Annotated in this window: 23 protein-coding genes; 18 read left to right on the top strand and 5 right to left on the bottom strand. The window is 72.9% G+C overall.

Going from position 1 to position 22,619, the window contains the following annotated elements; translation table 11 throughout:
- The first annotated feature begins 2 nt into the window (after positions 1-2).
- From OXR63_RS03750 to OXR63_RS03730, 5 genes are all read left to right on the top strand, one after another.
- Complete coding sequence (locus OXR63_RS03750) at positions 3-788, top strand: hypothetical protein (RefSeq protein WP_267420168.1); 786 nt, start codon at positions 3-5, stop codon at positions 786-788.
- A complete protein-coding gene (locus tag OXR63_RS03745; RefSeq protein WP_267420167.1) occupies positions 785-1,012 on the top strand; it encodes a hypothetical protein in 228 nt (75 codons plus the stop codon). The genes OXR63_RS03750 and OXR63_RS03745 overlap by 4 nt, the downstream gene beginning before the upstream one ends.
- Before the next feature lie 28 nt (positions 1,013-1,040).
- A complete protein-coding gene (locus OXR63_RS03740) occupies positions 1,041-2,726 on the top strand; it encodes a bifunctional 3'-5' exonuclease/DNA polymerase (RefSeq protein WP_267420166.1) in 1,686 nt (561 codons plus the stop codon).
- Positions 2,727-2,905: 179 nt separating this feature from the next.
- Positions 2,906-3,748, top strand: coding sequence for a phosphatase PAP2 family protein (locus tag OXR63_RS03735; protein WP_267420165.1), 843 nt, complete (start codon positions 2,906-2,908; stop codon positions 3,746-3,748).
- A gap of 49 nt (positions 3,749-3,797) precedes the next feature.
- Positions 3,798-5,435: a serine/threonine-protein kinase gene (locus tag OXR63_RS03730; protein ID WP_267420163.1), complete on the top strand. Its 1,638-nt coding sequence runs from the start codon at positions 3,798-3,800 to the stop codon at positions 5,433-5,435.
- 3 nt (positions 5,436-5,438) lie between these two features.
- Here the strand turns inward: OXR63_RS03730 and OXR63_RS03725 are convergent, their stop codons facing one another.
- Positions 5,439-6,299 carry an NmrA family NAD(P)-binding protein gene (locus OXR63_RS03725; RefSeq protein WP_267420162.1) on the bottom strand — a complete coding sequence of 287 codons (861 nt, stop codon included), beginning with the start codon at positions 6,297-6,299 and terminating at the stop codon, positions 5,439-5,441.
- An 86-nt stretch (positions 6,300-6,385) separates the two neighbouring features.
- Here OXR63_RS03725 and OXR63_RS03720 point away from each other — a divergent pair, with 86 nt between their 5' ends.
- The 4 genes from OXR63_RS03720 to OXR63_RS03705 are packed head-to-tail and all read left to right on the top strand — an operon-like array spanning position 6,386 to position 11,001.
- Complete coding sequence (locus OXR63_RS03720; RefSeq protein ID WP_267420161.1) at positions 6,386-7,087, top strand: TetR/AcrR family transcriptional regulator; 702 nt, start codon at positions 6,386-6,388, stop codon at positions 7,085-7,087.
- Positions 7,088-7,127: 40 nt separating this feature from the next.
- Positions 7,128-10,298 carry a GH92 family glycosyl hydrolase gene (locus OXR63_RS03715; protein WP_267420160.1) on the top strand — a complete coding sequence of 1,057 codons (3,171 nt, stop codon included), beginning with the start codon at positions 7,128-7,130 and terminating at the stop codon, positions 10,296-10,298.
- Positions 10,299-10,332: 34 nt separating this feature from the next.
- Positions 10,333-10,677 carry a hypothetical protein gene (locus tag OXR63_RS03710; RefSeq protein ID WP_267420159.1) on the top strand — a complete coding sequence of 115 codons (345 nt, stop codon included), beginning with the start codon at positions 10,333-10,335 and terminating at the stop codon, positions 10,675-10,677.
- Positions 10,678-10,710: 33 nt separating this feature from the next.
- Entirely contained in the window at positions 10,711-11,001 is a 291-nt protein-coding gene (locus OXR63_RS03705; protein ID WP_267420158.1) for a hypothetical protein, read from the top strand.
- A 3-nt stretch (positions 11,002-11,004) separates the two neighbouring features.
- Here the strand turns inward: OXR63_RS03705 and OXR63_RS03700 are convergent, their stop codons facing one another.
- Positions 11,005-11,475, bottom strand: coding sequence for a MarR family winged helix-turn-helix transcriptional regulator (locus OXR63_RS03700; protein WP_267420157.1), 471 nt, complete (start codon positions 11,473-11,475; stop codon positions 11,005-11,007).
- A gap of 207 nt (positions 11,476-11,682) precedes the next feature.
- Between OXR63_RS03700 and OXR63_RS03695 the strand changes: the two genes are divergently transcribed.
- The 3 genes from OXR63_RS03695 to OXR63_RS03685 all read left to right on the top strand — a co-directional run bounded on the left by OXR63_RS03695 (position 11,683) and on the right by OXR63_RS03685 (position 14,181).
- Entirely contained in the window at positions 11,683-12,336 is a 654-nt protein-coding gene (locus OXR63_RS03695; RefSeq protein ID WP_267420156.1) for a hypothetical protein, read from the top strand.
- Positions 12,337-12,439: 103 nt separating this feature from the next.
- The gene (locus tag OXR63_RS03690) at positions 12,440-13,324 is read left to right on the top strand and encodes a S26 family signal peptidase (protein WP_267420155.1); all 885 of its coding nucleotides are present in this window, start codon (positions 12,440-12,442) and stop codon (positions 13,322-13,324) included.
- Complete coding sequence (locus OXR63_RS03685; RefSeq protein ID WP_267420153.1) at positions 13,321-14,181, top strand: LamG domain-containing protein; 861 nt, start codon at positions 13,321-13,323, stop codon at positions 14,179-14,181. The genes OXR63_RS03690 and OXR63_RS03685 overlap by 4 nt, the downstream gene beginning before the upstream one ends.
- Before the next feature lie 144 nt (positions 14,182-14,325).
- Here OXR63_RS03685 and OXR63_RS03680 read toward each other — a convergent pair whose 3' ends face one another.
- Complete coding sequence (locus OXR63_RS03680) at positions 14,326-15,264, bottom strand: aldo/keto reductase (protein WP_267420152.1); 939 nt, start codon at positions 15,262-15,264, stop codon at positions 14,326-14,328.
- A gap of 88 nt (positions 15,265-15,352) precedes the next feature.
- Positions 15,353-15,991: a CG0192-related protein gene (locus OXR63_RS03675; RefSeq protein ID WP_267420151.1), complete on the bottom strand. Its 639-nt coding sequence runs from the start codon at positions 15,989-15,991 to the stop codon at positions 15,353-15,355.
- A 41-nt stretch (positions 15,992-16,032) separates the two neighbouring features.
- Between OXR63_RS03675 and OXR63_RS03670 the strand changes: the two genes are divergently transcribed.
- Positions 16,033-16,905: a putative RNA methyltransferase gene (locus tag OXR63_RS03670; RefSeq protein WP_267420149.1), complete on the top strand. Its 873-nt coding sequence runs from the start codon at positions 16,033-16,035 to the stop codon at positions 16,903-16,905.
- 142 nt (positions 16,906-17,047) lie between these two features.
- Here the strand turns inward: OXR63_RS03670 and OXR63_RS03665 are convergent, their stop codons facing one another.
- The gene (locus OXR63_RS03665; RefSeq protein WP_267420147.1) at positions 17,048-17,476 is read right to left on the bottom strand and encodes a VOC family protein; all 429 of its coding nucleotides are present in this window, start codon (positions 17,474-17,476) and stop codon (positions 17,048-17,050) included.
- Positions 17,477-17,538: 62 nt separating this feature from the next.
- Here OXR63_RS03665 and OXR63_RS03660 point away from each other — a divergent pair, with 62 nt between their 5' ends.
- From OXR63_RS03660 to kdpB, 5 genes are read left to right on the top strand one after another with little or no spacing between them, the layout of a single operon-like run.
- Entirely contained in the window at positions 17,539-18,531 is a 993-nt protein-coding gene (locus OXR63_RS03660) for a helix-turn-helix transcriptional regulator (RefSeq protein WP_267420145.1), read from the top strand.
- Between the two features lie 40 nt (positions 18,532-18,571).
- On the top strand, positions 18,572-18,706 hold the full coding sequence (locus tag OXR63_RS03655; protein ID WP_267238431.1) for a hypothetical protein: 135 nt from the start codon (positions 18,572-18,574) through the stop codon (positions 18,704-18,706).
- Positions 18,703-18,792 (top strand): potassium-transporting ATPase subunit F, encoded by a 90-nt coding sequence (locus tag OXR63_RS18315; protein WP_267420144.1) that lies wholly within the window; start codon positions 18,703-18,705, stop codon positions 18,790-18,792. Before OXR63_RS03655 ends, OXR63_RS18315 begins: the two co-directional genes overlap by 4 nt.
- Entirely contained in the window at positions 18,792-20,480 is a 1,689-nt protein-coding gene (gene kdpA, locus OXR63_RS03645; protein WP_267420142.1) for a potassium-transporting ATPase subunit KdpA, read from the top strand. Before OXR63_RS18315 ends, kdpA begins: the two co-directional genes overlap by 1 nt.
- Entirely contained in the window at positions 20,477-22,618 is a 2,142-nt protein-coding gene (kdpB, locus tag OXR63_RS03640) for a potassium-transporting ATPase subunit KdpB (RefSeq protein ID WP_267420140.1), read from the top strand. Before kdpA ends, kdpB begins: the two co-directional genes overlap by 4 nt.
- Position 22,619: the final 1 nt, after the last annotated feature.

Raw genomic sequence — 22,619 nt, 5'->3', positions numbered from 1 at the left:
CGATGGCGGACACGACCAGCCTGGAGGCCCTCCCCGCCTCCGTCACGCTCCTCGCGGCCGCCGTCGGTTCCGACCAGGACCCCGACGAGACCGCACAGGCGCTCGCCGCGAGCGTCGCGCACGCCCCGGCGGCCGAGCAGGACGAGCTCGCGTTCGCCGCGGTGCTCGCGGTCCTGCCCACGACGCGCGCGTGGCTCGTCGCCCAGGGTCTGTCGGCGGCCCAGGCGGACGCGAGCATCGCGGACGTGCCGCGGAAACGCGACCGCTACGGGATCGTCGGCACCGGGATGGGCTGGTTCTGCGGGATCGTGACCGGGCGCGTGGTGGCCGTGGGGCGCCTCCAGTTCGAGGTCGGCACCCACCTGCCCGACGGCACCCCCGCGTGGGGCGTCCACGTCCCCGAGACCGGCCCGCTCGACCCGGAGGCCTGTGCGCGGTCGTTCGCCGCCGCGCCGGACGTGCTCCGTCGGCTGGCACCTGAGCACCAGGCGACCGTGTGGAGCTGCCGCTCCTGGACCCTCGACGAGGGGCTCGCCGCCGCGCTCGGCCCCGAGGCCAACCTGGTCCGGTTCGCCGAGCGCTTCGAGCTGCTCCCGCCCGGCCCGGACGACGAGCACGAGGGCGACGACAGCGCCGCGAAGTTCGTCTTCGGCACCGACCTCGCGGCGGCCCGCGACGCCGTCCCGCGCGGCCGCGTGCAGACCGCGGTGCACGAGCGGTGGGCGGCCGGCGGGCACTGGACGGAACGCACCGGCACCGCGCCCGTCGGGGTACCGTCCTCGGCATGAGCGAAGCGGACCGCGACCACCTCGACGACGGCGTCGACATGACCTTCGACGAGCGGCGCCACGACACCCTGCGCCGGATGTCCGGGTCGGACGCCCACGACGAGGCACCCCGGGTCGAGGTCGACGAGCTCGAGGACGGCACCGTGCGCATCGACGTCGCGGACAGCGCTGCCGTCCGTCCGGGTGACCCCGACGGCCACGCTGCGGAGCACCCCGGACGCTGACGACGGTGGGGCACGGCATGATCGGTGCGTGCACCTCGTCCTCAGCCGCGTCGACGGCGGCGTCCTCGCGACGCCCCTGACCGACTCGGGGACCCCGCAGGGCGAGCCGACCCGGATCGCCGAGCCGAGCCTCCCGGCCTTCGTCGCGCAGCACGAGGCGACCGGGGTCCGGTGGGTGTGGGACGACACCGCCCGGTGGTACCCGGCCGTGCTCGCTGCGGGCGGCCGCGTCGCCCGGTGCGTCGACCTGCGCCTCGGCCACCGGATCCTGCGGTCGGCGCTCGCGGCCCGCGGGTCGGCGCTGCAGCAGGCACCGGACGGGCCCTGGGACCAGGCCGCTCCGCTCGAACGCCCCGCGCGGTCGGCCCAGACGCAGCTCTTCGACGACGCCCTGTTCGGCAGCGGGCGCCCCGACGACGCCGCCGACCCCGTGGCCGAGCTCCGCGCGCAGCTCGCCGCCGTGGCCGGGGCGACCGACCCCGGGGCGCTCCGGCTGCTGCTCGCGGCGGAGTCCGCCGGTTCCCTCGTCGCGGCGGAGATGCGATTCGGCGGCCTGCCCTGGCGGGTCGACGTGCACGAACGGCTGCTCGAGGACACCCTCGGCCCGCGGGTGCCGTACGGCGTCCGACCCCGACGGCTCGAGGAGATCGCGGACGTCCTCCGCGCCCGGCTCGACGACCCCGCGCTCAACCCCGACTCGCCCGCCGAGGTGCTGCGGTCCCTGCGTCGCGCGGGGCTCGTCGTCGAGAGCACCCGGAAGTGGGAGCTCCAGCAGCTCGAGCACCCGGCGATCGAACCGCTGCTCGAGTACAAGCGCCTGTACCGGCTGCTCACCGCGAACGGCTGGTCGTGGCTCGACGAGTGGGTGCAGGACGGCCGCTTCCACCCGGAGTACGCCGTCGGCGGGGTCGTCACCGGGCGGTGGGCCGCGAACGGCGGCGGGGCGATGCAGCTGCCCAAGGCCGTCCGGGCCGCGGTGGTCGCCGACGAGGGGTGGAAGCTCGTCGTGGCCGACGCCGCACAGCTCGAGCCGCGGGTGCTCGCCGCGATGGCGGGGGACCTCGCGATGGCGTCGGCGGGCGACGGGCGGGACCTCTACGACGGCGTCGTCGCTTCGGGTGCGGTCGAGACCCGGCAGCAGGCCAAGGGCGCGATGCTCGGCGCGATGTACGGCGCCACCCAGGGCGAGGGCGGCCGGCTCGTGCCGCGGTTGGCGCGGGCGTTCCCCCGGGCGCTCGAGCTCGTCGAGCAGGCGGCACGGGCGGGGGAGCGCGGCGAGCCCGTGACCACGCGGCTCGGGCGGACCTCCCCGGTGCCCGAGGCCTCGTGGTTCGAGGCCAGGAACCGCGCGTGGAGCGTCGAGGGCACGCCGGCGATGCAGCGCGCCGTGGAGTCCCGCGCCAGGAGCTGGGGGCGGTTCACGCGGAACTTCGTCGTCCAGGGCACGGCGGCCGAGTGGGCACTGTCGTGGATGGCGTCCCTGCGCACGCGGCTCGCTGCCCGGTGGCAGGGGCGCCTCCGGGACGGCGCCCACCTGGTGTTCTTCGTGCACGACGAGATCGTGGTTCACGCACCCGCAGCCGATGCCGCCTGGGTCGCCGAGCAGGTCGCGGCCGCGGCGGTCGACGCCGGGCGGATCCTGTTCGGCACGTTCCCGATCACGTTCCCCCTGTCGGTCTCGGTCGTCGACGACTACGGCAGCGCGAAGGACTGACGCGCGCCGAGTGCGGTGCCGGTGCGGGTGCGCGTGGTGGTGGTGCGTGGTGCGAGGTTGGCCACGTGGTGCGCCGTTGTGTCCGCGCACGGAGTGGTCGAGCTCGCACCAGGCGGGGGAGCGCGCACCGTGCGGGACCGCATGCGGGGCTCTCGGGTGGGGACGGGCACGCTGGGCAGATGGACAGCGAGCAACGAGCACGTGAACCCGGGCACCCGGAGCAGGCCGACCGGACGCTCGGCGACGTCGACCTCACCACGTGGCGCACCCCGGCCGGCCGGGCGTCGGCCGAGGCGTCGGTGCGGCTCGGGCACCGCTTCGGCGCCCTCCCCGTGCTCGTCGTCACGCTGCTCATCGGCATCGCGATCGCCGCGCTGGCCACCCTGCTCGCGTCCGAGGTCTACGACGCCGTGCGCGAGGCCGACGACGTCGCCGTGCTCGACCGCCCGGTGCTCGACTGGATGATGTCCGTGCGGACGCCGGGCCTCGACACCGTCGTGACGTGGTGGACGAACGTCGCCGGGACGATCGGGATGCCCATCGTGGCGAGCGTGTTCCTGGTCGGCTTCACCATCCAGCGCCGCCGGTGGACGCCCGTCGTGCTGCTCGTCGCCGCGAGCGGTGGGTCGCTCCTGATGACCATCGCCGGCAAGGACCTCATCGGCCGGGCCCGTCCGCCGCTCGTCGACGCCGTGCCGCCGTACGAGCACTCGCCGTCGTTCCCCTCGGGGCACACCCTCAACGCCACGGTCATCGTCGGGTCGATCGTCTACCTGCTCGTCCTGCGGCAGTCCCGGCGGGTGGCCCGGGTGACGACGATCGTCGTCGGGACCCTGTTCGTGCTGTCCGTCGGGGTCTCCCGCGTGTTCCTCGGGCACCACTGGCTGACGGACGTGCTGGCCGCGTGGGCACTCGGCATCGCCTGGCTCGCGCTGGTGGTGACGGCACACCGGCTCTACCTGACGGCACTCGCCCGCGACCGGCACGGCGACCGGGCACCCGTCGCCCGGCACGAGGGCTAGCACGCCGCCCACGTCGTCGTGGTCAGGTGCTGCCGGTAGGTTTCCGGGCATGGCAGAACGGGTCTTCGGCGGCAGGTACCGAGTCACAGGCACCCTCGGGCACGGGGGGATGGCCTCGGTGTACCGCGCGGTCGACGAGCAGCTCGGGCGTGAGGTCGCGGTCAAGGTCTTCCGGATGGGCGCCGTCGACCACGGGGAGCGTGCCCGCGCCGAGGCGGAGATCCAGGTCCTCGCGGGCCTCCGTAGTCCGTCCCTCGTGACCCTCTACGACGCCGCCCTCGACGACGCGGACGGGGACTCCTACCTCGTGATGGAGCTCGTGCCCGGCAGCGACCTCGCCACCCGACTCGGCGAGGGGCCCCTCGACCGCCCCACGACCGCGCGCGTCGGTGCCCAGATCGCCGACGGCCTCGCCGCCGTGCACGCGCAGGGCATCGTCCACCGCGACGTCAAGCCCGCGAACGTCCTGCTCGAGTCCGACGGCTCCCACGTCAAGCTCGCCGACTTCGGCATCGCCCTGCTCCGCGACGCCGCCCGCGTCACCGGCACGGGCGCCGTGATGGGCACCGCCGCCTACCTCGCACCGGAGCAGGTCACAGCCCAGGCCATCAGCGGCAAGTCCGACGTCTACGCCCTCGGCCTGGTGCTGCTCGAGGCCCTCACCGGCACCCGACCCTTCCCGGGCAGCGCGATCGAGTCCGCCACCGCACGGCTGATGCGCTCGCCGGAGATCGACCCGCACCTGCCCACCGCCTGGCGCACGCTGCTGCACGTCATGACGGCGACCGACCCCGCGGAGCGCCCGACCGCCGCCGAGGCGGCCGAGCGCCTGCGCGCACTGGGCCGCGCCGACGTCGAGCCCGCGACACAGCTCCTGCCGGGAGGCCCCGGTACCGTCACAGCGGCGGCGGCTGCGGCCGCCGGGGCGGCAGCAGCCACGGCCGCGATGGACGCCCCGGCCGCGATGGACACCCCGACGCAGGCCTGGGACGACCAGGCCACCCGCGCGATGCCCGTCGACGCGAACGGCGCCGGGGACGACGCGACGCGCCTGCTCCCGGCGGGACGAGCCTCCGACCAGGACGACGTGTCGACCACCGTCCTCGGCGCCCAGCGCGGCGGCGGTGGCACCGGTGGCGGTGTGCCCGCCGCGCCGGTGCGACCGGCACCCCGGCCGGAGGAGCCGGAGCGGAAGAGCCGGCGCGGACTCGTGATCACGCTCGTGGTCCTCGGCGTGCTGGTGCTCGCCGGCGTCATCGGGTTCCTGGCGTTCGGCAACGGCGGCGGGACGCCCGCGCCGACCGAGTCGTCGTCGTCCACGCCGGAGCAGCCGCAGCAGGAGCCGTCTGACGAGGCCTCCCAGCCCGCCGAGCAGCCCTCCCAGCCAGCGGAGCAGCCGTCCGAGCCGGCAGAGCAGCAGCCCTCCGAGCCCGCCGAGCAGCAGCCGTCAGAGCCCGCGGAGCCGTCCCAGCCGGCCGAGCCGACGACCGGCCCGCAGCCGACCGTCCAGCCGACGCTCCCCGTGCAGACGCCAGCGGGCGACACCGGGGCCGCCGGCACGTCGAACGGCACCTCCACGGGTACGTCCGCCGGCACCTCCACCGGCACGACCGACACGTCGGTGGTCGCACCGGCGAAGACCGGGCCCGGCAACTCGGAGAACGCGCCGGGCCACAACAAGGGCTGACGCTCAGCGGGCGAGTGCGGCCTCGATCGCCGCGCGGACGGGCAGCGGCTCCCGACCGAGCAGCTCGCCGAGCAGCGGGTCCACCTCGTCGAACTCCCCGGCCCTGGCGCCCTGGAACATCCCGAGCAGCAGGCGCGCGGCGGGTTCCGGCGTGCCGGAGGTGATCTGCTGGGCGAGCCACTCCTCGTCGTCGACGACGGTGCGCCGCACGGTCGTGCCGGTGACCTCGGACAGGACCCGGGCGACGTCGGCGAACGTGACGGCCTCGGTCGCGGTGAGTGCGGGCGTGGGGCCGTCGAACGTCGGGCCCTGTGCGAGCAGGACGGCGTCGCCGGCGGCCAGGTCCTCGCGGGCGGTCCACGAGATCGGGCCGTCCTCCGGCAGGAGCAGCTCGCCGCGCTCCACCGCCCCGGCGATGAGCCAGCCGACCGTGTGGGCGTAGAAGCCGTTCCGCAGCGAGGTCCAGGGCGTCCCGAGCCCGGCGAGCGCTGCCTCGGTCGCAGCGTGGTCGACGGCGAACGGCACGGGGGAGTCGGCCCGCGTGTCCTGGTGCGCCGTGTAGAACACCCGCTCGGCGCCGGCGTCCCGGGCTGCCCGGGCCGCGGCGGCGTGCAGGGCGACGCCCTCGGGTCCGAGCGTCGAGCCGGACACGACGAGCACGCGGTCGGCGCCCGCGAAGGCGTGGGCCAGGGAGTCCGGGTCGGCGAAGTCGCCCTGACGGACCCGAACGCCGAGCCCGGCGAGGTCCTGCGCCTTCGCGGTGTCGCGGACGCTCACCCCGACCTCGGTCGGCGGCAGGTGGCGGAGGAGTTCGTGGACGGTGCCGGAGCCGAGGGCCCCGGTCGCGCCGGTGACGACGATCATGGTGACGCCTTTCGTGTTAGCGGTGGAAACGCCAGAACCGTAGCACTGGTAGACCACCGGTAACAAGGTTCCGTTATCGTTGCTCAATGAGCATCGTCACGAACGAGCGCGACACCGTCCGGGCACGCATCGTCGACGTCGCGTCCGAACTGCTGGCCTCCGGTGGGCCCCAGGCGGTCACGACCCGGGCCGTCGCCGCTGCGGCCGGGGTCCAGGCGCCGACGATCTACCGGCAGTTCGGCGACAAGGACGGGCTGCTCGAGGCCGTCGCCGACCAGGTCTTCGCCGCCTACGTCGCCGGCAAGACGGTGCCCGACGACGTCGACCCCGTCGAGCACCTCCGCGACTCGTTCGACGCCCACGTCGCGTTCGGCCTCGCCAACCCCGGGCTCACCGCGCTGCTGTCCGACCCCCTGCGGCCCCACTCGGACGCCGAGGAGCGCGGCATCGGGATCCTGCGTGAGCGCATCCACCGGGTCGCCCTCGTCGGTCGGCTCCGTGTGCCCGAGGCCCGCGCGGTGTCGCTCGTGCACGCGATCGGCGTCGGCCTGGTCCTGGCGCTGCTCGGCACCCCGGTGGACGAGCGTGACCCGGCGCTGACCGACGCGGCGTGGGACGCGCTGGCGTCGGCGATCCTGACGGACGACGCCGAGGCCGGACCCGCCGCTGCCACGGACACGCGTGCCGCGGCCGTCCGGCTCGCCGCTGACGACCAGGCGCTCGCCGTGCTGTCCCCGGCGGAGCGCGGGCTGCTGCACGACTGGCTGGCCCGCATCGCCGCGGACTGAGCGGGTTTCGTCCATCCTGTGGAACAAATAGGGTGGGTACGTGCGAGAACTGCAACGGAGCGGTGGCCCGACGACGGCCGTCGCAGCCAGGGACCATGTCGGCTTCACGTCGCTCGAGGGGCTCATCGTCGAGCGACCAGCGGGGTCGGACACGGTCGACGCCCTCGTCCCCGGGTTCGCCGGGCGGACGATCCGGTCCGGGGACCGCCTGTCCTGGGTCTGGTTCCCCGAGCGCACGCTGCCCGACGGCCAGGACGAACCCACCGAGGCCGACCTCGCCCACTTCTGGGACGCGACCGCGTTCACCCTCGACGTCGTCTTCACCGACGGCTCCCGGCTGTCCGACGAGGCACGCGACCAGTACGGCGACGCCCTGACCCCGGCCGCGCAGGACACCGCCCGCAAGCAGTGGGTGGACCAGTGGAACCGGCGCGAGGTCGACCTGACGTCCGTCACGGGGCGCGTCGTCGACCGCCTGGAGGCCCGGCTCGGCTCCGCCCCGCCCGCTGCGGACACGGACACGCGCACGCCCGCCCTGCGCGGCTGGCTCGACGACGTCCGGATCGAGCCACCGCGCCGCCCAGTCCCCACCCGCCCGCTCGACCGCGTCAGGACCACCCGCGGCACGCAGGCGTCGTCCCGGTTCTCCCGCGGCAACAACGCCCCGCTCGTCGGGCTGCCGCACGGCGGGGTCTTCGGGCTGCCGATGACCGACGCCGCCAGCAACCGGTGGCCGTACGCGTACCAGGAGCACAACCGCGCGAGCGACAACCGCCCCGCGATCCAGGCCTTCGCCACGAGCCACATCCCGTCGCCGTGGATGGGGGACCGCGGGGTGTTCCAGGTGATGCCGTCCCCGCTGGCGCAGCCCGAGGTCGACCGCACCGCACGGGCCCTGGCCTTCGACCACGACGACGAGCTCGACGGCCCGCACCGCTACCGCGTGGCGCTCGAGCACGGCGTCACCGCGGAGATGACCCCGGGGGAGTTCGCCCTCGGCTTCCGCTTCACCGGCGTGCGGAGCATCGTGCTCGACCACCACGGCCGGCTGCTCGACTGCGCCGTCCGGGTCGAGGCCGACGGCACGGGGGTCGTCGACGCACACCTCGACGACCGGCCCGGCACCCCCTCGCACTTCGTGCACGTGCGGGTCCCCGGCGTGACCGAGGACCACACCGCGGTCACCGACGGCGTGCTGGCGGGGTGGTTCACCGTCGCCGGGGACACCGACGTGCTGCTCGGCATCTCGACCGTCTCGCCCGAGGACGCCCGTGCGAACCTCGCCGCCGCCGGCCCCTTCGACACCATGCGTGCCCGGGCCGAGGCCGCCTGGGAAGCCGAGCTCGCGACGCTCGAGGTCGAGGGCGCCACCGACGACCAGCTGACCTCGCTCTACTCCGGCCTGTACCGGCTGTTCCTCTACCCGAACCGCGCCGGCGAGACCGCGCTCACGGGCAGCCCACGCCACCGCTCCCCGTACGGCGCCGTGCTCGCGGAGCCGATCCGCGACGAGCCCGGGCCCGAGGTCGTCGACACCGCGATGACGACCACGAACGGGTTCTGGGACACCTACCGCACGGCCTGGCCGCTCCTCGGGCTGCTCACCCCCGACACCGCGGCCGACCTCGCGCAGGGGTTCGTCGAGCACTTCCACGACGGCGGCTGGACCCCGCGCTGGAGTGCCCCCGGCGCCGAGGACTGCATGACCGGCACCACGAGCGACACCGTCTTCGGTGACCTCGTCGCGAAGGGGGTCGACGGCTTCGACGTGGAGCAGGCCTACCGGAGCGCGGTGAAGAACGCGACCGTCCCGCCACGGGACGAGCGTGTGGGACGCAAGGGGAGCCTCCCGGGCGCCTTCCGCGGCCACGTCGACACCGACACCGCCGAGGGGATGTCCTGGACCCTGGACGCCGCGATCAACGACTGGAGCATCGCGGTGCTCGCCACCGCACTGGCGGACCGCGCCACCGAACCCGCCGACGAGGAGCGGTACCGCGCCGAGGCGGAGTGGTTCGCCCGGCGGTCCCTGCAGTACCGGAACGTCTTCGACCGCCGCCGAGGCTTCTTCATCGGCCGCCGTCCGGACGGGCAGTGGCGCGAGGGCGAGGGCTACGACCCCGACCAGTGGGGCGGCGACTACACCGAGACGAACGCCTGGGGCACGATGTTCACCGCCCCGCACGACGGCGCCGGGATCGTCGACCTGCACGGCGGCCAGGAGCGCTTCGACGCGGCCGTCGACCGCTTCTTCGCCACCCGGGAGACCGGCTCGACCGACCGCGCCGGGCACTACGGCTTCGCCATCCACGAGATGACCGAGGCCCGCGACGTCCGCATGGGCATGCTCGGGCTGTCGAACCAGCCCGCGCACCACATCCCGTTCTTCCCGATGTTCACCGGCCGCCACGACGACGCCCACCGCGTCGTCCGGGAGGCCGTCGACCGGCTGTTCGTCGGCTCGGACCTCGGCCAGGGGTACCCGGGCGACGAGGACAACGGCGAGATGAGCGCCTGGTACGTCTTCGCGACGGTCGGGCTCTACCCGCTGGCACCGGCGAGCGGGTCCTACGTGATCGTTCCGCCGTCGGTCCGGCGGGCGGTGCTGCGACCGGTCGGAGGCTCGCCCACCGTCATCGAGACCGCCGGCGACGGCCGGTTCGTCGCCTCGGTGACCGTCGACGGGGAGCCCTGGACGTCCGTGAGCATCCCGCACGCGGTGGTGGTCGGGGCGTCGCGGATCGTCGTGTCGCTCTCGTCATCGCCCACCGGGTGGGCATCGGACACCCGGCCCGTCTCGGCGAGCGAGGTGCACGGGTTCCGGGACACCCCGGTCGACGTGCTGCCCGTCGGGGTCTCGCCGTTGACGGACGACACCGGGCGCACCGTGACGGCGCTCGCCGCCGGGGACGTCGTCGAGGTGCCGGTGTCCGTCGGGTCCGCGTCGCTGTACACGGTGACCGTCGCGGCGGCGGGGACGTACTCGTGGCGAGTGGCGCTCGGGGGGTCGGGGTCGGGTTCGGGTCCGGGCGCTGGTTCGGACGCGGGATCGGGCGCGGGCGTCGTGGTCGTGACGGATGCCGTGTTCGACTGGGCCGGGCAGACGCGGGTGTTCCGGCTCCGTGGTGGCGGGTCGGTGTTCCGGTTCACGGCGGTGACGGACGTCGCGCTGACGCAGCTCGAGCTCATCGCGTCCGACGGACAGCGTTGACCCGCCGTTCACCCGGCCGGAGCATGCTCACCCCATGTCGACGAGCGCACCGTTCGATCCGGAACAGCAGGGCAGTGACGTCCCCGTGGACGGCTCGGACGCCTCCGAGCTCGAGGTCGAGGAGGGGCGGGCTGGTGAGCGCTCGGACTCCGGCTCGGTCTCCGGTTCGGACTCCGGTTCGGTCTCCGGCCCGGACTCCGGTTCGGTCTCCGGTTCGGTCTCGTCCACCGCGGACGAAGCGGACGCGTCACCCGAGCGACTCCACGACGAGGACGAGGCCGGCGGTGGCCCCGTGTTCCGACGGCCGCAGCCCGGTGACCGGATGCACGCGGACGACCTGTCCGAGGAGCTGTCGGAGGACAGCGAACTCGACTCCTAGGCTCCGCTCATCGGCGGCGGGCATGCTCGTCGCATGTCGATGAGCAGTGCGTTCGATCCGTCCAAGGGCCGTGCCATCCCCGAGGACCAGGTGACCGAGAACGGTCTCGAGCTCGACGAGGACCCGGCCCACGGGCTCGACATCGAGGTCGAGGTGGTCAGTCGCGCGGCTGCCGACCCCGCGGTGCCGGCGCTGTTCCTCCCGCCGACGGGGTCGCCGTCGCCCGCGTCCGTCCCGTCGTCCGCCGTGTCCTCGGCGCCGTCGTCCGCCGCTTCGTCGCCCGTCGCTTCGTCGCCCGCGCTGCCGGAGGCCGACGGGGAGTAGCGGTCAGGCGCCGTCGGGGTCCTTCGCGGCGGAGATGGCGGCCGCCTGCTGCAGCAGGCCGTTCGCGATGTCGCTCAGTGCGTGGAGCAGGTCCTCCGCGCCGGCGCCGTCGACCGTGCGGAGCACGTCGGCGTAGCGCTGCCGGACCTCGGCGACCAGGGCCGAGCCCTCGGGGCTGAGGACGAGGTGTGAGCCCCGGCGGTCGTTCGGGTTGCGCTGTCGTTCGACGAACCCGGCGGCCGAGAGCCGGTCGACCATGTTCGTCACCGCGCCCGAGGTCAGGCCGAGGTAGCCCGCGACCTCCGTCGGGGTCGAGTACCCGGTGTCGCTGATCAGGGTGAGGGCGCGGAGGGCGCTCTCGTGGATGCCGGCACGCGCGCTCACCTGCGTCACGACGCTCGCGTTCGCGCGCACGACGGAGTCGAACGCAGCGATGAGCTCGCTGCCGTCGCCGTCCAGTCGTCCGGGCTCCATGTCGGTCTCCCCCGTCGTTGTCTCGTCGCCGGACACTACACGGCACTGTGCAAGAAGCGGTGACGTGACAGGGACGTGTGTGCCCAGGTGCCCCCTGCTCTGGGGACGGACGAGGGGTAGCGGGTGTGTGAACCGTTGATTATCTTAATGGTTAAGCAATCGCACCCCGCGGTGGCTGTCCAAGACTCCCGAACATCGAGGTACCCCGTGTCGAACCCGCTCCGCGTCTCCCCGTTGAAGCGCCTCCGCTTTGCGCCCGTCGCGCTCACCGCGGGCATCTTCGCAGCCGTCCTGCTCTCCCTCTCCCTCACCGGCACCCTCTCCGGGTTCGCGGCGAGCATCACCAACACGAGCAACACCGCCGGCAGCGGCACGTTGATCATGCAGGAGCAGAACGCAGGCGCCACGGTCAGCTGCCTCAGCACCGACGCCGGGTCGGTCTCCACCAACTCCGCGTCCTGCTCCACGATCAACAAGTTCGGCGGCAGCACCACGATGACGCCGGGCAACACGGTCAACACGGCGATCTCGATCAAGAACACCGGCACCGCAGCCGCCAGCACCTTCACGCTGACCCCGGGCGCCTCCTGCACGCAGACCACCCCCACCTCGGCCACCGGCTCCGCGACCGACCTGTGCGCCAAGATGAACCTCGTGATCACCTCGGGTTCCACCACGGTCTTCTCCGGCACGCTCGCCTCCTTCAAGGGTGCCGCCGCCTCCGCCTTCACGATGCCCGCCGCCCCCACCGCCGGTGCCTCCACCCCCTTCAACTTCGCGGTCACGCTGGACTCCAGCGCCGGCAACACCTACCAGGGCCTCGCCGCTTCCGTGCCGATGACCTGGACCTTCACCGCCTGATCCACCCCCACCGGACGACGTCCCGCTCGCTGACCGCGACCGGGGCGTCGTCCGCCCACGTCCACCGCCACGACACCCGGCCCGACCAGAGAGGCAGCAGACCATGAGCCAGACCACGGCCATCCCGCTGAGCGGCACGCTCAGCCGTCCGCTCCTGGGCGGGCACGCGGCAACGCGGACCGAGTCGATGACGGCCTGGGCCGTCGCGGTCGTCGCCGGGCTCCTGCTCGTGGCGGCGGCGGTCTTCCTCGGGAGCGGTGGTCGCTGGTTCGTCGTCGAGACGCCCTCGATGGGTCAGGCGGCCCCGGTCGGCACCCTCGTCCTCGACCTGCCGGTGACGGTCTCCTCGCTCGCGGTCGGTGACGTCGTCTCGTTCGAGACCAGCGCGAACCCGGGCGTCACCTACACGCACCGCATCGTCGAGATCGACCCCGACGGTGGCATCCACACCCGCGGCGACGTCAACGGAGCCACCGACCCGTGGACGCTCACGCAGGAGAACATCGTCGGTTCGCCGATCGCCCTGGTGCCGCACCTCGGCTGGCTGCTCCGCGCGGCCCCGCTCCTGATGATCGGGACCCTGCTCATCTGGGTCCTCACGAGCCCCTTCACCGACAAGGTCACGCGGTCCTCGCTCCGCATCGCCGGGTCAGCCCTGACCGTGTCCTACGCGGCGTTCGTCCTCAAGCCGTTCGTGAACGTCACCACGATCTCGAACACGTCCTCCCCGCGCAACGTCGAGGCGACGATCATCTCCTCCGGCATGTTCCCGGTCCGGGTCGACGCGCACGGCGGCAACACCGTGCACCTCGTCGACGGCGAGGTCGGCCGTGTCACGATCCACGAGCTGACGAAGACCGGCCACTACCAACTGACGTCGAACATCGACCTCGACCCCATGGGCTGGGTGCTCCTCATCGCCCTGTGCCTGATCCCCCTGGTCTGCTGCCTCATGGTCGGCCGCGTCGAGACGGTGCGTGCCGCGTGAACCTCCAGCGCCTGCGTGACGGCAAGGTCGTCGCCCTCCTGCTCGTCGTGGCCCTCGCGGTCGTCGTCCTGCTCAACCAGTTCGCGCCCACCCGGTCCGGCTTCAGCGCGCAGATCGCGAACAGCGCGAACTCCGCCGGCACCGCCGCGTCGAACACCTGCACCGGCCAGGTCGGCTTCGACGCCGCCGCCGCGAAGGCGCTCTTCGCGTACAAGTTCACCGAGGCGACGAACTCCACGACCGCCACGGACTTCTCGGGCAAGGCCGCCAACGGCACCTACCAGGGGCCGATGTCCGCCAGCACGCCGAGCCCGATCGCCTGCCCGCGCGACCCCGGTACGTCCTGGCTGCTCAACGGGTCGTCGAACTTCGTCTCGACGCCGGCGCTCCAGCAGAACCCGACGACCTTCAGCGAAGAGGTCTGGTTCCGCACGACCGTCGCCGGCGGGCTCCTCATCGGGTTCGGTGGCAGCCAGGTCTCGGTGTCCGGGCAGCACGACCGGCAGACCTACCTCAACACCAGCGGCCAGCTCGTGTTCGGCACGTACAACAACGGCACGCAGGTCGTCACCTCACCGAAGTCGTACAACGACGGCACCTGGCACCACGTGGTGTCGACGATGTCGGCCGCGACCGGCATGCGGCTCTACGTCGACGGCGCGCTCGTCGCCTCCAACGCGAACTACACCACGCCCGAGCCCGGCAACGGGTACTGGCGCATCGGGTACGACACGGTCTCCGGCTGGCCCGGGTCGGGGTCGAACTACTACTTCACCGGGTCGATGCGCTTCGCCGCGGTCTACGGGGCGGTCCTCACCGCGACCCAGGTGTCGAGCCACTACGCCGCTGGGCGCTGAGCGTCCCCGGGCTCGCCGAGCACTGGTCACAGCCCCGCCGACACCCGGCCAGCCATCCCTGGGAGGCTCGTGACCTGGCAGGTCTCCACGAGCCTCCCGGCCTGGTCCGCCCCGACCTGCCCGACGTCCCGACCCGGGGACGCCTCAGGGAACGACGTGCCCCGCGGCGGTCAGCACGCGGTACCACTCCTCGCGGCTGAGCTCGATGTCCGATCCGGCGGCCGAGTCACGCACGCGCTGCGGGTTCGTCGTGCCGAGGACGACCTGGAAGTGCGCAGGGTGGCGGGTGATCCACGCGACGGCGATCCCGGTCGGGGTGGCGCCGTGGGCCGTGGCCAGCTCCTCGAGCACGTCGTTCAGCTCCGCGTACTGCTCGCGGTCGCCGAGGAAGACGCCGTCGAAGAAGCCCTTCTGGAACGGCGACCACGCCTGCAGCGTCACGTCGTTGAGGCGCGAGTAGTTGAGGATGTCGTTGTCACGGTCGACGGCCTGGTCGAGCCCGCCCATGTTCGCGACGAGGCCCTGCGTGATGACGTTCGCGTGCGTGATGCTCAGCTGCACCTGGTTGAAGGCGAGCGGCTGCTGCACGGACTTCTTCAGCAGCTCGACCTGCCCGGGGGTGTGGTTCGAGAGGCCGAAGTGGTGCACCTTGCCGGCCGCGTGCAGCTCGTCGAAGGCCTTGGCGACCTCCTCCGGCTCCACCAGGGCGTCGGGACGGTGCAGCAGCAGGACGTCGATGAAGTCGGTGCGCAGGGCGGTGAGCGACTCCTCGACCGAGGACATGATGTGCTCGTACGAGAAGTCGAAGTACGCGCCGTTGCTCGTCGGGCGGATGCCGACCTTGGTCTGCAGCACGATCTCGGCGCGCTCCGCCGGCGACAGCGTGACCGCGGCGCCGAAGCGCTCCTCGCAGCCGTGCCAACCGCCGTAGACGGCCGCGTGGTCGAACATCGTGACGCCCGCGTCACGCGAGGCCGCGTACAGCGCGCGGATCTCCTCGTCGCTCATGTCGTTGATCCGCATCAGGCCGACGACGACGTCGGATGCGGTGAGGTCCGTCTGTGGCAACTCCAGTGTCTTCACGCGGACGATCCTGCCAGCTGCTGGATGCCCGAGACAGGCCCTGCCGGTACCCGCCGCGGGCGGCCCGGTGCACCGGGCGTCGGGCGGATCAGGTGCGCAGGACCGCCACGACGGTGGGCTCGGAACCGGCCCAGGTCGCCGTGAGCGTGCCACCGTCCGAGGTGCCCACCGCGTCCGCTCCGACCACGCGCAGCACCGCGAGGTCGCCGTGCCCCGTCGACACGGTGCTGGTCGTCCCCTCGGTCGCGACCCGCACGGCCGAGACGGTGGGGGAGTCGGCGTCGGATCCGCTGCCCACCGCCGTGCCCTCCTTCGTCGGGGCCGGACCGCCCTCACCCGGCGCTGCCTCCAGGTCCGCCTCGTGCCCACCGGTCGCGATCGCGCGCCGGAGGACGTCCGCGTACACCGGGTCGCCCACCGCGTCGTAGACCCACCGACGCCCGAGCACCGAGTGGTCCATCTCGGTCACCAGGAACCCCTCGGCCCCGGGCAGCGGTGCACCCCGGTAGGTGAGCGGCACGTGCAGCACGGGCCCGTCGCCGACGCGCACCAGGTACGTCTCCACGCCCACTTCGCCGTCCGGGTCGTCGAAGCGGAAGCGACCGAGCGCCACGAGCGCGCCGTCGGACCGGTCGGCGCCGACCCCGCTCCACGGCTGCGACGGCAGCCACGCGGCGATCGCGTCGGTCTTCGACGGGCGGAGTTCGGCGTTGTGGATGACGGCCATGCCCCGACCGTACCGGCCGTGCGCGCCCGTACGCTGGTCCGGTGCGCGACGACCTGCTCCCCGTGCTCGCCTGCCCCGTCTGCCGCGAGCCCCTCGCCCGCACCGGCAGCGGCCAGGCCGGCTGCGCGAACGGGCACCGCTTCGACGAGGCCAAGCAGGGCCACCTCACCCTCCTGCCCGCCAAGCGTCGCGCGCTCACGGCGGACACCCCGGAGATGGTCGACGCCCGCATCCGCTTCCTCGGCCGCGGCCACTACGCCCCCGTCGAGCGGGCGCTCGCCGCGGTCGTCGGGGCAGCCGTCGCACCCGGCGTGGTCCTCGACGTCGGGGCCGGCCCCGGCACGTACCTCGCGCACGCGCTCGACGCCTCCGGCGCGGACGGGAGGCTCGGGGTCGCGCCCGGAGACGCTGTACCTGTCGGCCGTGACCCGGCCATGCGACTGGGGGTCGCGCTCGACCTGTCGGCCGTCGCCGTGCGCCGCGCGGCTCGCGTCCACGCCCGGGCCGGTGCCGTGGTGGGCGACGTGACCGAGCGCCTCCCCGTGGTCGACGGCGCCGCCGCGGTCGTCCTCGACGTCTTCGCGCCGCGGAACCAGCGGGAGTACGCGCGGGTACTGCACGCGGACGGGGTCCTGGTCGTCGTGACGCCGCGGACGGGGCACCTCGCGGAGCTCGCCGAGGCCACGATCAGCGTCGACCCCGAGAAGGAACGCCGGCTGCACGACTCCCTGACGCCGTCGTTCGTCCAGCGCTCGTCCGAGGACCTGACCTGGACGATGGACCTCGACGCCGCAGACGTCCACGACGTCGTGCACATGGGCCCGAGCCACCACCACGTCGCTCCCGACACGGTGTTCGCCCCGACGACGGTGACAGCAGCGGTCACCGTGAGCACCTGGGCGCCGACGGCCTGAGTGGAGCGAGTGGGGCGCGTGGCTGCGCGACGGACGGCCATGTTCCGCGCGCACCGTGACGAATCCGGTCCACGATCCCCGAGGATCGTGAACCGGATCCGTCAGTTCCCGAAATGAGAACCGGTGCCCGAACGCCCCGGTGTCAGCTGGCGATGCCCTCCTCCGGCGCGACGTCGAGCGCCCAGATCACGCCGAAGCGGTCACGGAGCTGCCCCGCGAGCGGTGCCCAGGCGGACGGGGCGAGCGGCTGGCGGATCTCGGCACCCGCGGACAGTCCGTCCCACACCGCGGTGACCTCCTCGGCGTCGTCACCGTGCAGGTAGACGTACGACGCGTTCGTGCCCTGGTCGTACGGCTGGCCCGGCCAGACGTCGAACGCCATGACGTGGACGCCGTGTGCGGACTCGACCTGGCCGAACACGATCCGGTCGGCCCACGCCGGGTCGTCCGAGGCGCCCATCTGGCCGTAGGTCACCGCCGTGGCCTCGGTGCCGAGTGCTGCTGCGTAGAAGTCGAGCGCCGCCCGGGCGTCGCCGTCGAAGTTGAGGTGGGGAGTCGTGATGATCGTCATGGGCATCACTGTGCCGGTCGAAGCGGTCAGATTGTGTCCGCTTCTCGCGCCATACTCGATCCATGTCCGGACCGTCGTCGCGCATGCTCGCGCTGCTCTCCCTGTTGCAGGTGCGCCGGGACTGGCCGGGGGACGTCCTCGCCGAGCGCCTCGACGTCAGCCCCCGCACGGTCCGGCGTGACGTGGACCGGCTGCGCGAACTCGGTTACCGGGTGGAGGCACTCAAGGGCCCGGCCGGCGGCTACCGGCTGTCCGCCGGGTCGGAGCTCCCGCCGCTGCTCTTCGACGACGAGCAGGCCGTGGCGATCGCCCTCGCCCTGGCCGTCGCTCCCGCGAGCGGTGCGGACATCGCGGAGTCCGCCGTGCGGGCGCTCGCCGCGGTCCGCCAGGTGATGCCCGCGCGCCTCCGACACCGCATCGACGCGGTCGAGGTCGTCAGCACCCCGGGCGCGACGAGCGTCGATCCCGAGGTCCTCGTCGCCGTCAGCGATGCGGTCCGTACGCACCAGGTCCTGCGCTTCGACCACGGCGCCGACGACCAGCACGACCGCCCGCCCCGCCGCGTCCAGCCGCACGCCGTCGTGGCGCGGAACAGCCGGTGGTACCTCCTCGCGTGGGACGACGGAGCCGACGACGGCCACGGCGACTGGCGCACCTACCGCATCGACCGCCTGCGCCCTCGGACGCCGACCGGGCTGCACTTCACCCCGAGACCGATCCCCGGCGGTGACCCGGCCGCGTTCGTCGCCGCGCGCTTCAAGGGCTCGGACGTCGTCGACGCCTGGCCCTGCACGGGCACCGTCGTGCTGCACGTCCCGGCGCGTCAGGTCGCGCCCTACCTCGAGCCCGACGCCGTCCTCGAGGACCTCGGCCCCGACCGCTGCCGCCTCACCCTGGGCTCGTGGTCGTGGACCGCACTGGCAGCGAAGGTCGCCGGCTTCGACGCCCCCTTCGACGTCGTCGGCCCCGCGGAGCTCCGCGACGCGACAGGGGCGTTAGCGGAGCGCATGCGTCGCGCAGCGGGGCGTCAGGGAACCGTTAGGACGGCTCAGTAGCGCCGCCCCCGGGGACACCATCGTCAACGCACCCCAACCGGTGCGGCCCACGGCACCTGCCGCGGGCATCGATGATCTCCAGGAGTCCCACGTGTTCGACGTCTTCGTCGTCGCCGGTGTCCTCGCCGTGTTCGGCGTCGTGACACTGATCGCCAAGGGGGTGGAGCGACTGTGATCGCCATCACCGTCATCGCCGCCGTCCTCGGCATCGCCGCTGTCGTGTACCTCGTCTGGGCGCTCGTGCGCCCCGAGCAGTTCTGATGGGCGGGAGTGCACAGACGTGGGCCGGCATCGCCCAGGTCGCAGTCCTCGTGCTGCTGCTCGTGGTCGCGTACCGGCCGCTCGGCGACTGGATCGCGCGCGTGTTCGAGTCCGGGCACCACGGTCGGGCCGAGCGGGTCGTGTACCGGCTCATCGGCGTCGAGCCCGACGCCGAGCAGTCCTGGCCCGCGTACCTCCGCGGCGTGCTGCTCATCAGCGTCGTCGGCGTGCTGTTCGTCTACCTCCTGCAGCGCATCCAGGTCGTGCTGCCGGGTGACCTCGGGCTGCCGGCCGTCGGCCCGTCGCTGGCGTTCAACACGGCGGCGTCGTTCGTCTCCAACACGAACTGGCAGTCCTACTCGCCGGAGGTCACCCTCGGGTACTCCGTGCAGATGGCCGGCCTCGCCGTGCAGAACTTCCTGTCGGCAGCGGTGGGCCTCGCGGTCGCCGTGGCCCTGGTGCGCGGCTTCGCGCGACGCAACACCGGCACGCTCGGCAACGTCTGGGTCGACGTCGTGCGCGGCACGGGCCGGCTGCTCCTGCCGCTGTCCTTCGTGTTCGCACTCGTCCTCGTCGCGGGCGGAGTCATCCAGTCCTGGGGCGCCGGCACCGACGTCACGACGCTGATCGGCGGCACCCAGCACATCCCGGACGGCTTCGTCGCCTCGCAGGAGGCCATCAAGCTCCTCGGGACGAACGGTGGTGGCTACTACAACGCGAACTCGGCGCACCCGTTCGAGAACCCGCAGGCGTGGACGAGCCTCGTCGAGGTCTTCCTCATGCTCGTCATCCCGTTCTCCCTCCCGCGCGCCTTCGGCCGGATGGTCGGCGACCACCGCCAGGGCTACGCGATCCTCGCCGTGATGGGCGCGATCTTCCTCGTGTCCCTGTCGGCGATGTCGATCGCCGAACTCGCCGGCGGCGGTGTGGCCACCCACGCGGCCGGTGCCGCGATGGAGGGCAAGGAGGTCCGCTTCGGGATCCTCGGCTCCACGCTGTTCGGCACGGCGTCGACCGCCACCTCGACCGGGGCCGTGAACGCCATGTTCGACAGCTTCACCCCGCTCGGCGGGATGATGGCGATGCTGAACATGATGCTCGGCGAGGTCACCCCCGGCGGCGTCGGGTCCGGCCTGTACGGCATGCTCGTCCTCGCCGTGATCACGGTCTTCATCGGCGGGCTGCTCGTCGGCCGCACGCCGGAGTACCTCGGCAAGAAGATCCGCGCCAGGGAGATGACCTTCGCCGCGCTCTACATCCTGGTCACCCCGACCGTGGTGCTTCTCGGGACGGCGCTCTCGCTCGTCATCCCCGGCGTCCGCGAACAGGTCCTCGGCACGTCGGTCTTCAACTCCGGCAACCACGGCCTGTCCGAGCTGCTCTACGCCTTCACCAGCGCCGGCAACAACAACGGCTCGGCCTTCGGTGGCCTGACCGCGAACACGACGTGGATGAACTCCGCGCTCGGCGTCGCGATGCTGCTCGGTCGCTTCGTGCCGATGGTGTTCGTCCTGGCGCTCGCCGGGTCGCTCGCCAAGCAGGAGAAGGTCCCCGCCACGGTCGGGACCCTGCCCACCCACCGGCCGCTGTTCATCGGCCTGCTCGGTGGCGTCGCCGTCATCGTCACCGCACTCACGTACTTCCCGGTGCTCGCACTGGGACCCCTCGCAGAAGGACTGGTCCGATGACCATCGCACCCTCCGAACCGGAGGTGACCACGGCCTCCCGGCCGGCCACCCGCTCGTCCGCCTTCGGGCCCCGTCAGCTGCTGGCGGGCCTCCCGGGCGCGTTCCGCAAGCTCGACCCGCGGCTCATGTGGAAGAACCCCGTCATGTTCATCGTGGAGGTGGGCGCGGCCCTGACGACGGTCACCGCCGTCGTCGAGCCCTTCACCCGGTCTGGAGGCTCGGCGGACTCCGCCGCGCCCGTCCCGTCCTCCTTCACCATCGCGATCGCCATCTGGCTCTGGCTGACCGTCGTGTTCGCCAACCTGGCGGAGTCCGTCGCGGAGGGCCGGGGCAAGGCCCAGGCCGACACCCTGCGGAAGACCCGCTCGACCACGAGCGCGCGTCGCGTCGTCGACTACTCCGCCACCGACCCGGCGGCCGTCGCGAACACCACGGAGGACGTCGCGTCCGTCGACCTGGCCAAGGGCGACGTCGTCGTGGTGGTCGCCGGCGAGGTGGTCCCGGGTGACGGCGACGTGATCGACGGCATCGCCTCGGTCGACGAGTCCGCCGTCACGGGCGAGTCCGCGCCGGTGATCCGCGAGTCCGGTGGTGACCGCAGCGCCGTCACGGGCGGCACCCGGGTGCTGTCGGACCGCGTCGTGGTGCGCATCACCTCGACCCCTGGTGAGACCTTCATCGACCGGATGATCCGGCTCGTGGAAGGTGCCGCCCGGCAGAAGACGCCGAACGAGATCGCGCTGAACATCCTGCTCGCGTCGCTCTCGATCGTCTTCGTCATCGTGTGCCTGACGATGCAGCCCATCGCCGGCATGGTCGGCGCGACGGTCAGCATCACGGTGCTCATCGCCCTGCTCGTCTGCCTCATCCCGACGACCATCGGGGCGCTGCTCTCCGCGATCGGCATCGCCGGCATGGACCGCCTGGTGCAGCACAACGTGCTCGCGATGTCGGGCCGCGCGGTCGAGGCCGCCGGTGACATCACGACGCTGCTGCTCGACAAGACCGGCACGATCACGTACGGCAACCGCCGGGCCTCCCGCGTGGTGCCCGTGCCCGGTGTCAGCGAGCCGGAGCTGATGGCCGCAGCGGCGCTCTCGAGTGCCGCGGACGGGACCCCCGAGGGTCGGTCGATCGTGGACCTGGCGCGTGCCGCCGGGGTCGTCACGCCGCTGCCCGACGGCGGGGTCGAGGTGCCGTTCACCGCGCAGACGCGCATGTCCGGCGTCGACCTGCCCGACGGCTCCTCGGTGCGGAAGGGTGCCGCTGCCGCAGTGCTGGCCTGGGCAGACACCTCCGATGCCCGTGTCGTCGCGGCGGTCGACGCCACGGTCGCCGAGATCTCCGACCAGGGCGGCACGCCGCTCGTGGTCGGTCGGCGCTCACCCTCGGGCGCGGTCACGCTGCTCGGCGTCGTGCACCTCAAGGACGTCGTGAAGGACGGCCTGGCGGAGCGCTTCGGCGAGCTGCGGTCGATGGGCATCCGCACGGTGATGATCACCGGCGACAACCCCCGCACCGCGAAGGCGATCGCCGCCGAGGCCGGGGTCGACGACTACCTCGCCGAGGCCACCCCGGAGGACAAGCTCGCGCTCATCCGCCGGGAGCAGGAGGGCGGCAACCTCGTCGCGATGACCGGCGACGGCACGAACGACGCCCCGGCCCTGGCGCAGGCGGACGTCGGCGTGGCGATGAACACCGGGACGACCGCGGCGAAGGAGGCCGGCAACATGGTCGACCTCGACTCGGACCCGACGAAGCTCATCGACGTCGTCCGGATCGGCAAGCAGCTGCTCATCACCCGCGGGGCGCTCACCACGTTCTCGATCGCCAACGACGTCGCGAAGTACTTCGCGATCATCCCGGCGATGTTCCAGGCCGTGTTCCCGGGGCTGGCGGCGCTCAACATCATGGGCCTGCACAGCCCGGCGTCGGCGATCCTGTCGGCGATCATCTTCAACGCGCTCGTCATCGTGGCGCTCATCCCGCTGTCCCTGCGTGGCGTCAAGTACCGCGCAGCCTCGGCGTCGTCGATCCTCGGCCGCAACCTGCTCGTCTACGGGCTCGGCGGCGTCATCGTCCCCTTCATCGGCATCAAGTTGATCGACCTCGTCGTCGGTCTCATCCCGGGGTTCTGAA

Source organism: Curtobacterium sp. GC_Cur_3, from assembly GCF_026544205.1.
Taxonomy (GTDB): Bacteria; Actinomycetota; Actinomycetes; order Actinomycetales; family Microbacteriaceae; genus Curtobacterium.
Note: the sequence above shows the minus strand (reverse complement) of the source record. Positions and strands in the feature narration are given on the sequence as shown.

What these genes read in the sequence shown, in the direction of transcription:
- OXR63_RS03730 (WP_267420163.1), top strand. Translation starts at nt 3,798, where the DNA reads ATGGCAGAACGGGTCTTCGGCGGCAGGTACCGAGTCACAGGCACCCTC.
- OXR63_RS03660 (WP_267420145.1), top strand. Translation starts at nt 17,539, where the DNA reads ATGTCCGGACCGTCGTCGCGCATGCTCGCGCTGCTCTCCCTGTTGCAG.
- OXR63_RS03690 (WP_267420155.1), top strand. Translation starts at nt 12,440, where the DNA reads ATGAGCCAGACCACGGCCATCCCGCTGAGCGGCACGCTCAGCCGTCCG.
- OXR63_RS03750 (WP_267420168.1), top strand. Translation starts at nt 3, where the DNA reads ATGGCGGACACGACCAGCCTGGAGGCCCTCCCCGCCTCCGTCACGCTC.
- OXR63_RS03720 (WP_267420161.1), top strand. Translation starts at nt 6,386, where the DNA reads ATGAGCATCGTCACGAACGAGCGCGACACCGTCCGGGCACGCATCGTC.
- OXR63_RS03665 (WP_267420147.1), bottom strand. Translation starts at nt 17,476, where the DNA reads ATGACGATCATCACGACTCCCCACCTCAACTTCGACGGCGACGCCCGG.
- OXR63_RS03725 (WP_267420162.1), bottom strand. Translation starts at nt 6,299, where the DNA reads ATGATCGTCGTCACCGGCGCGACCGGGGCCCTCGGCTCCGGCACCGTC.
- OXR63_RS03705 (WP_267420158.1), top strand. Translation starts at nt 10,711, where the DNA reads ATGTCGATGAGCAGTGCGTTCGATCCGTCCAAGGGCCGTGCCATCCCC.
- OXR63_RS03735 (WP_267420165.1), top strand. Translation starts at nt 2,906, where the DNA reads ATGGACAGCGAGCAACGAGCACGTGAACCCGGGCACCCGGAGCAGGCC.
- OXR63_RS03700 (WP_267420157.1), bottom strand. Translation starts at nt 11,475, where the DNA reads ATGGAGCCCGGACGACTGGACGGCGACGGCAGCGAGCTCATCGCTGCG.
- OXR63_RS03675 (WP_267420151.1), bottom strand. Translation starts at nt 15,991, where the DNA reads ATGGCCGTCATCCACAACGCCGAACTCCGCCCGTCGAAGACCGACGCG.
- kdpA (WP_267420142.1), top strand. Translation starts at nt 18,792, where the DNA reads ATGGGCGGGAGTGCACAGACGTGGGCCGGCATCGCCCAGGTCGCAGTC.
- OXR63_RS03745 (WP_267420167.1), top strand. Translation starts at nt 785, where the DNA reads ATGAGCGAAGCGGACCGCGACCACCTCGACGACGGCGTCGACATGACC.
- OXR63_RS03710 (WP_267420159.1), top strand. Translation starts at nt 10,333, where the DNA reads ATGTCGACGAGCGCACCGTTCGATCCGGAACAGCAGGGCAGTGACGTC.
- kdpB (WP_267420140.1), top strand. Translation starts at nt 20,477, where the DNA reads ATGACCATCGCACCCTCCGAACCGGAGGTGACCACGGCCTCCCGGCCG.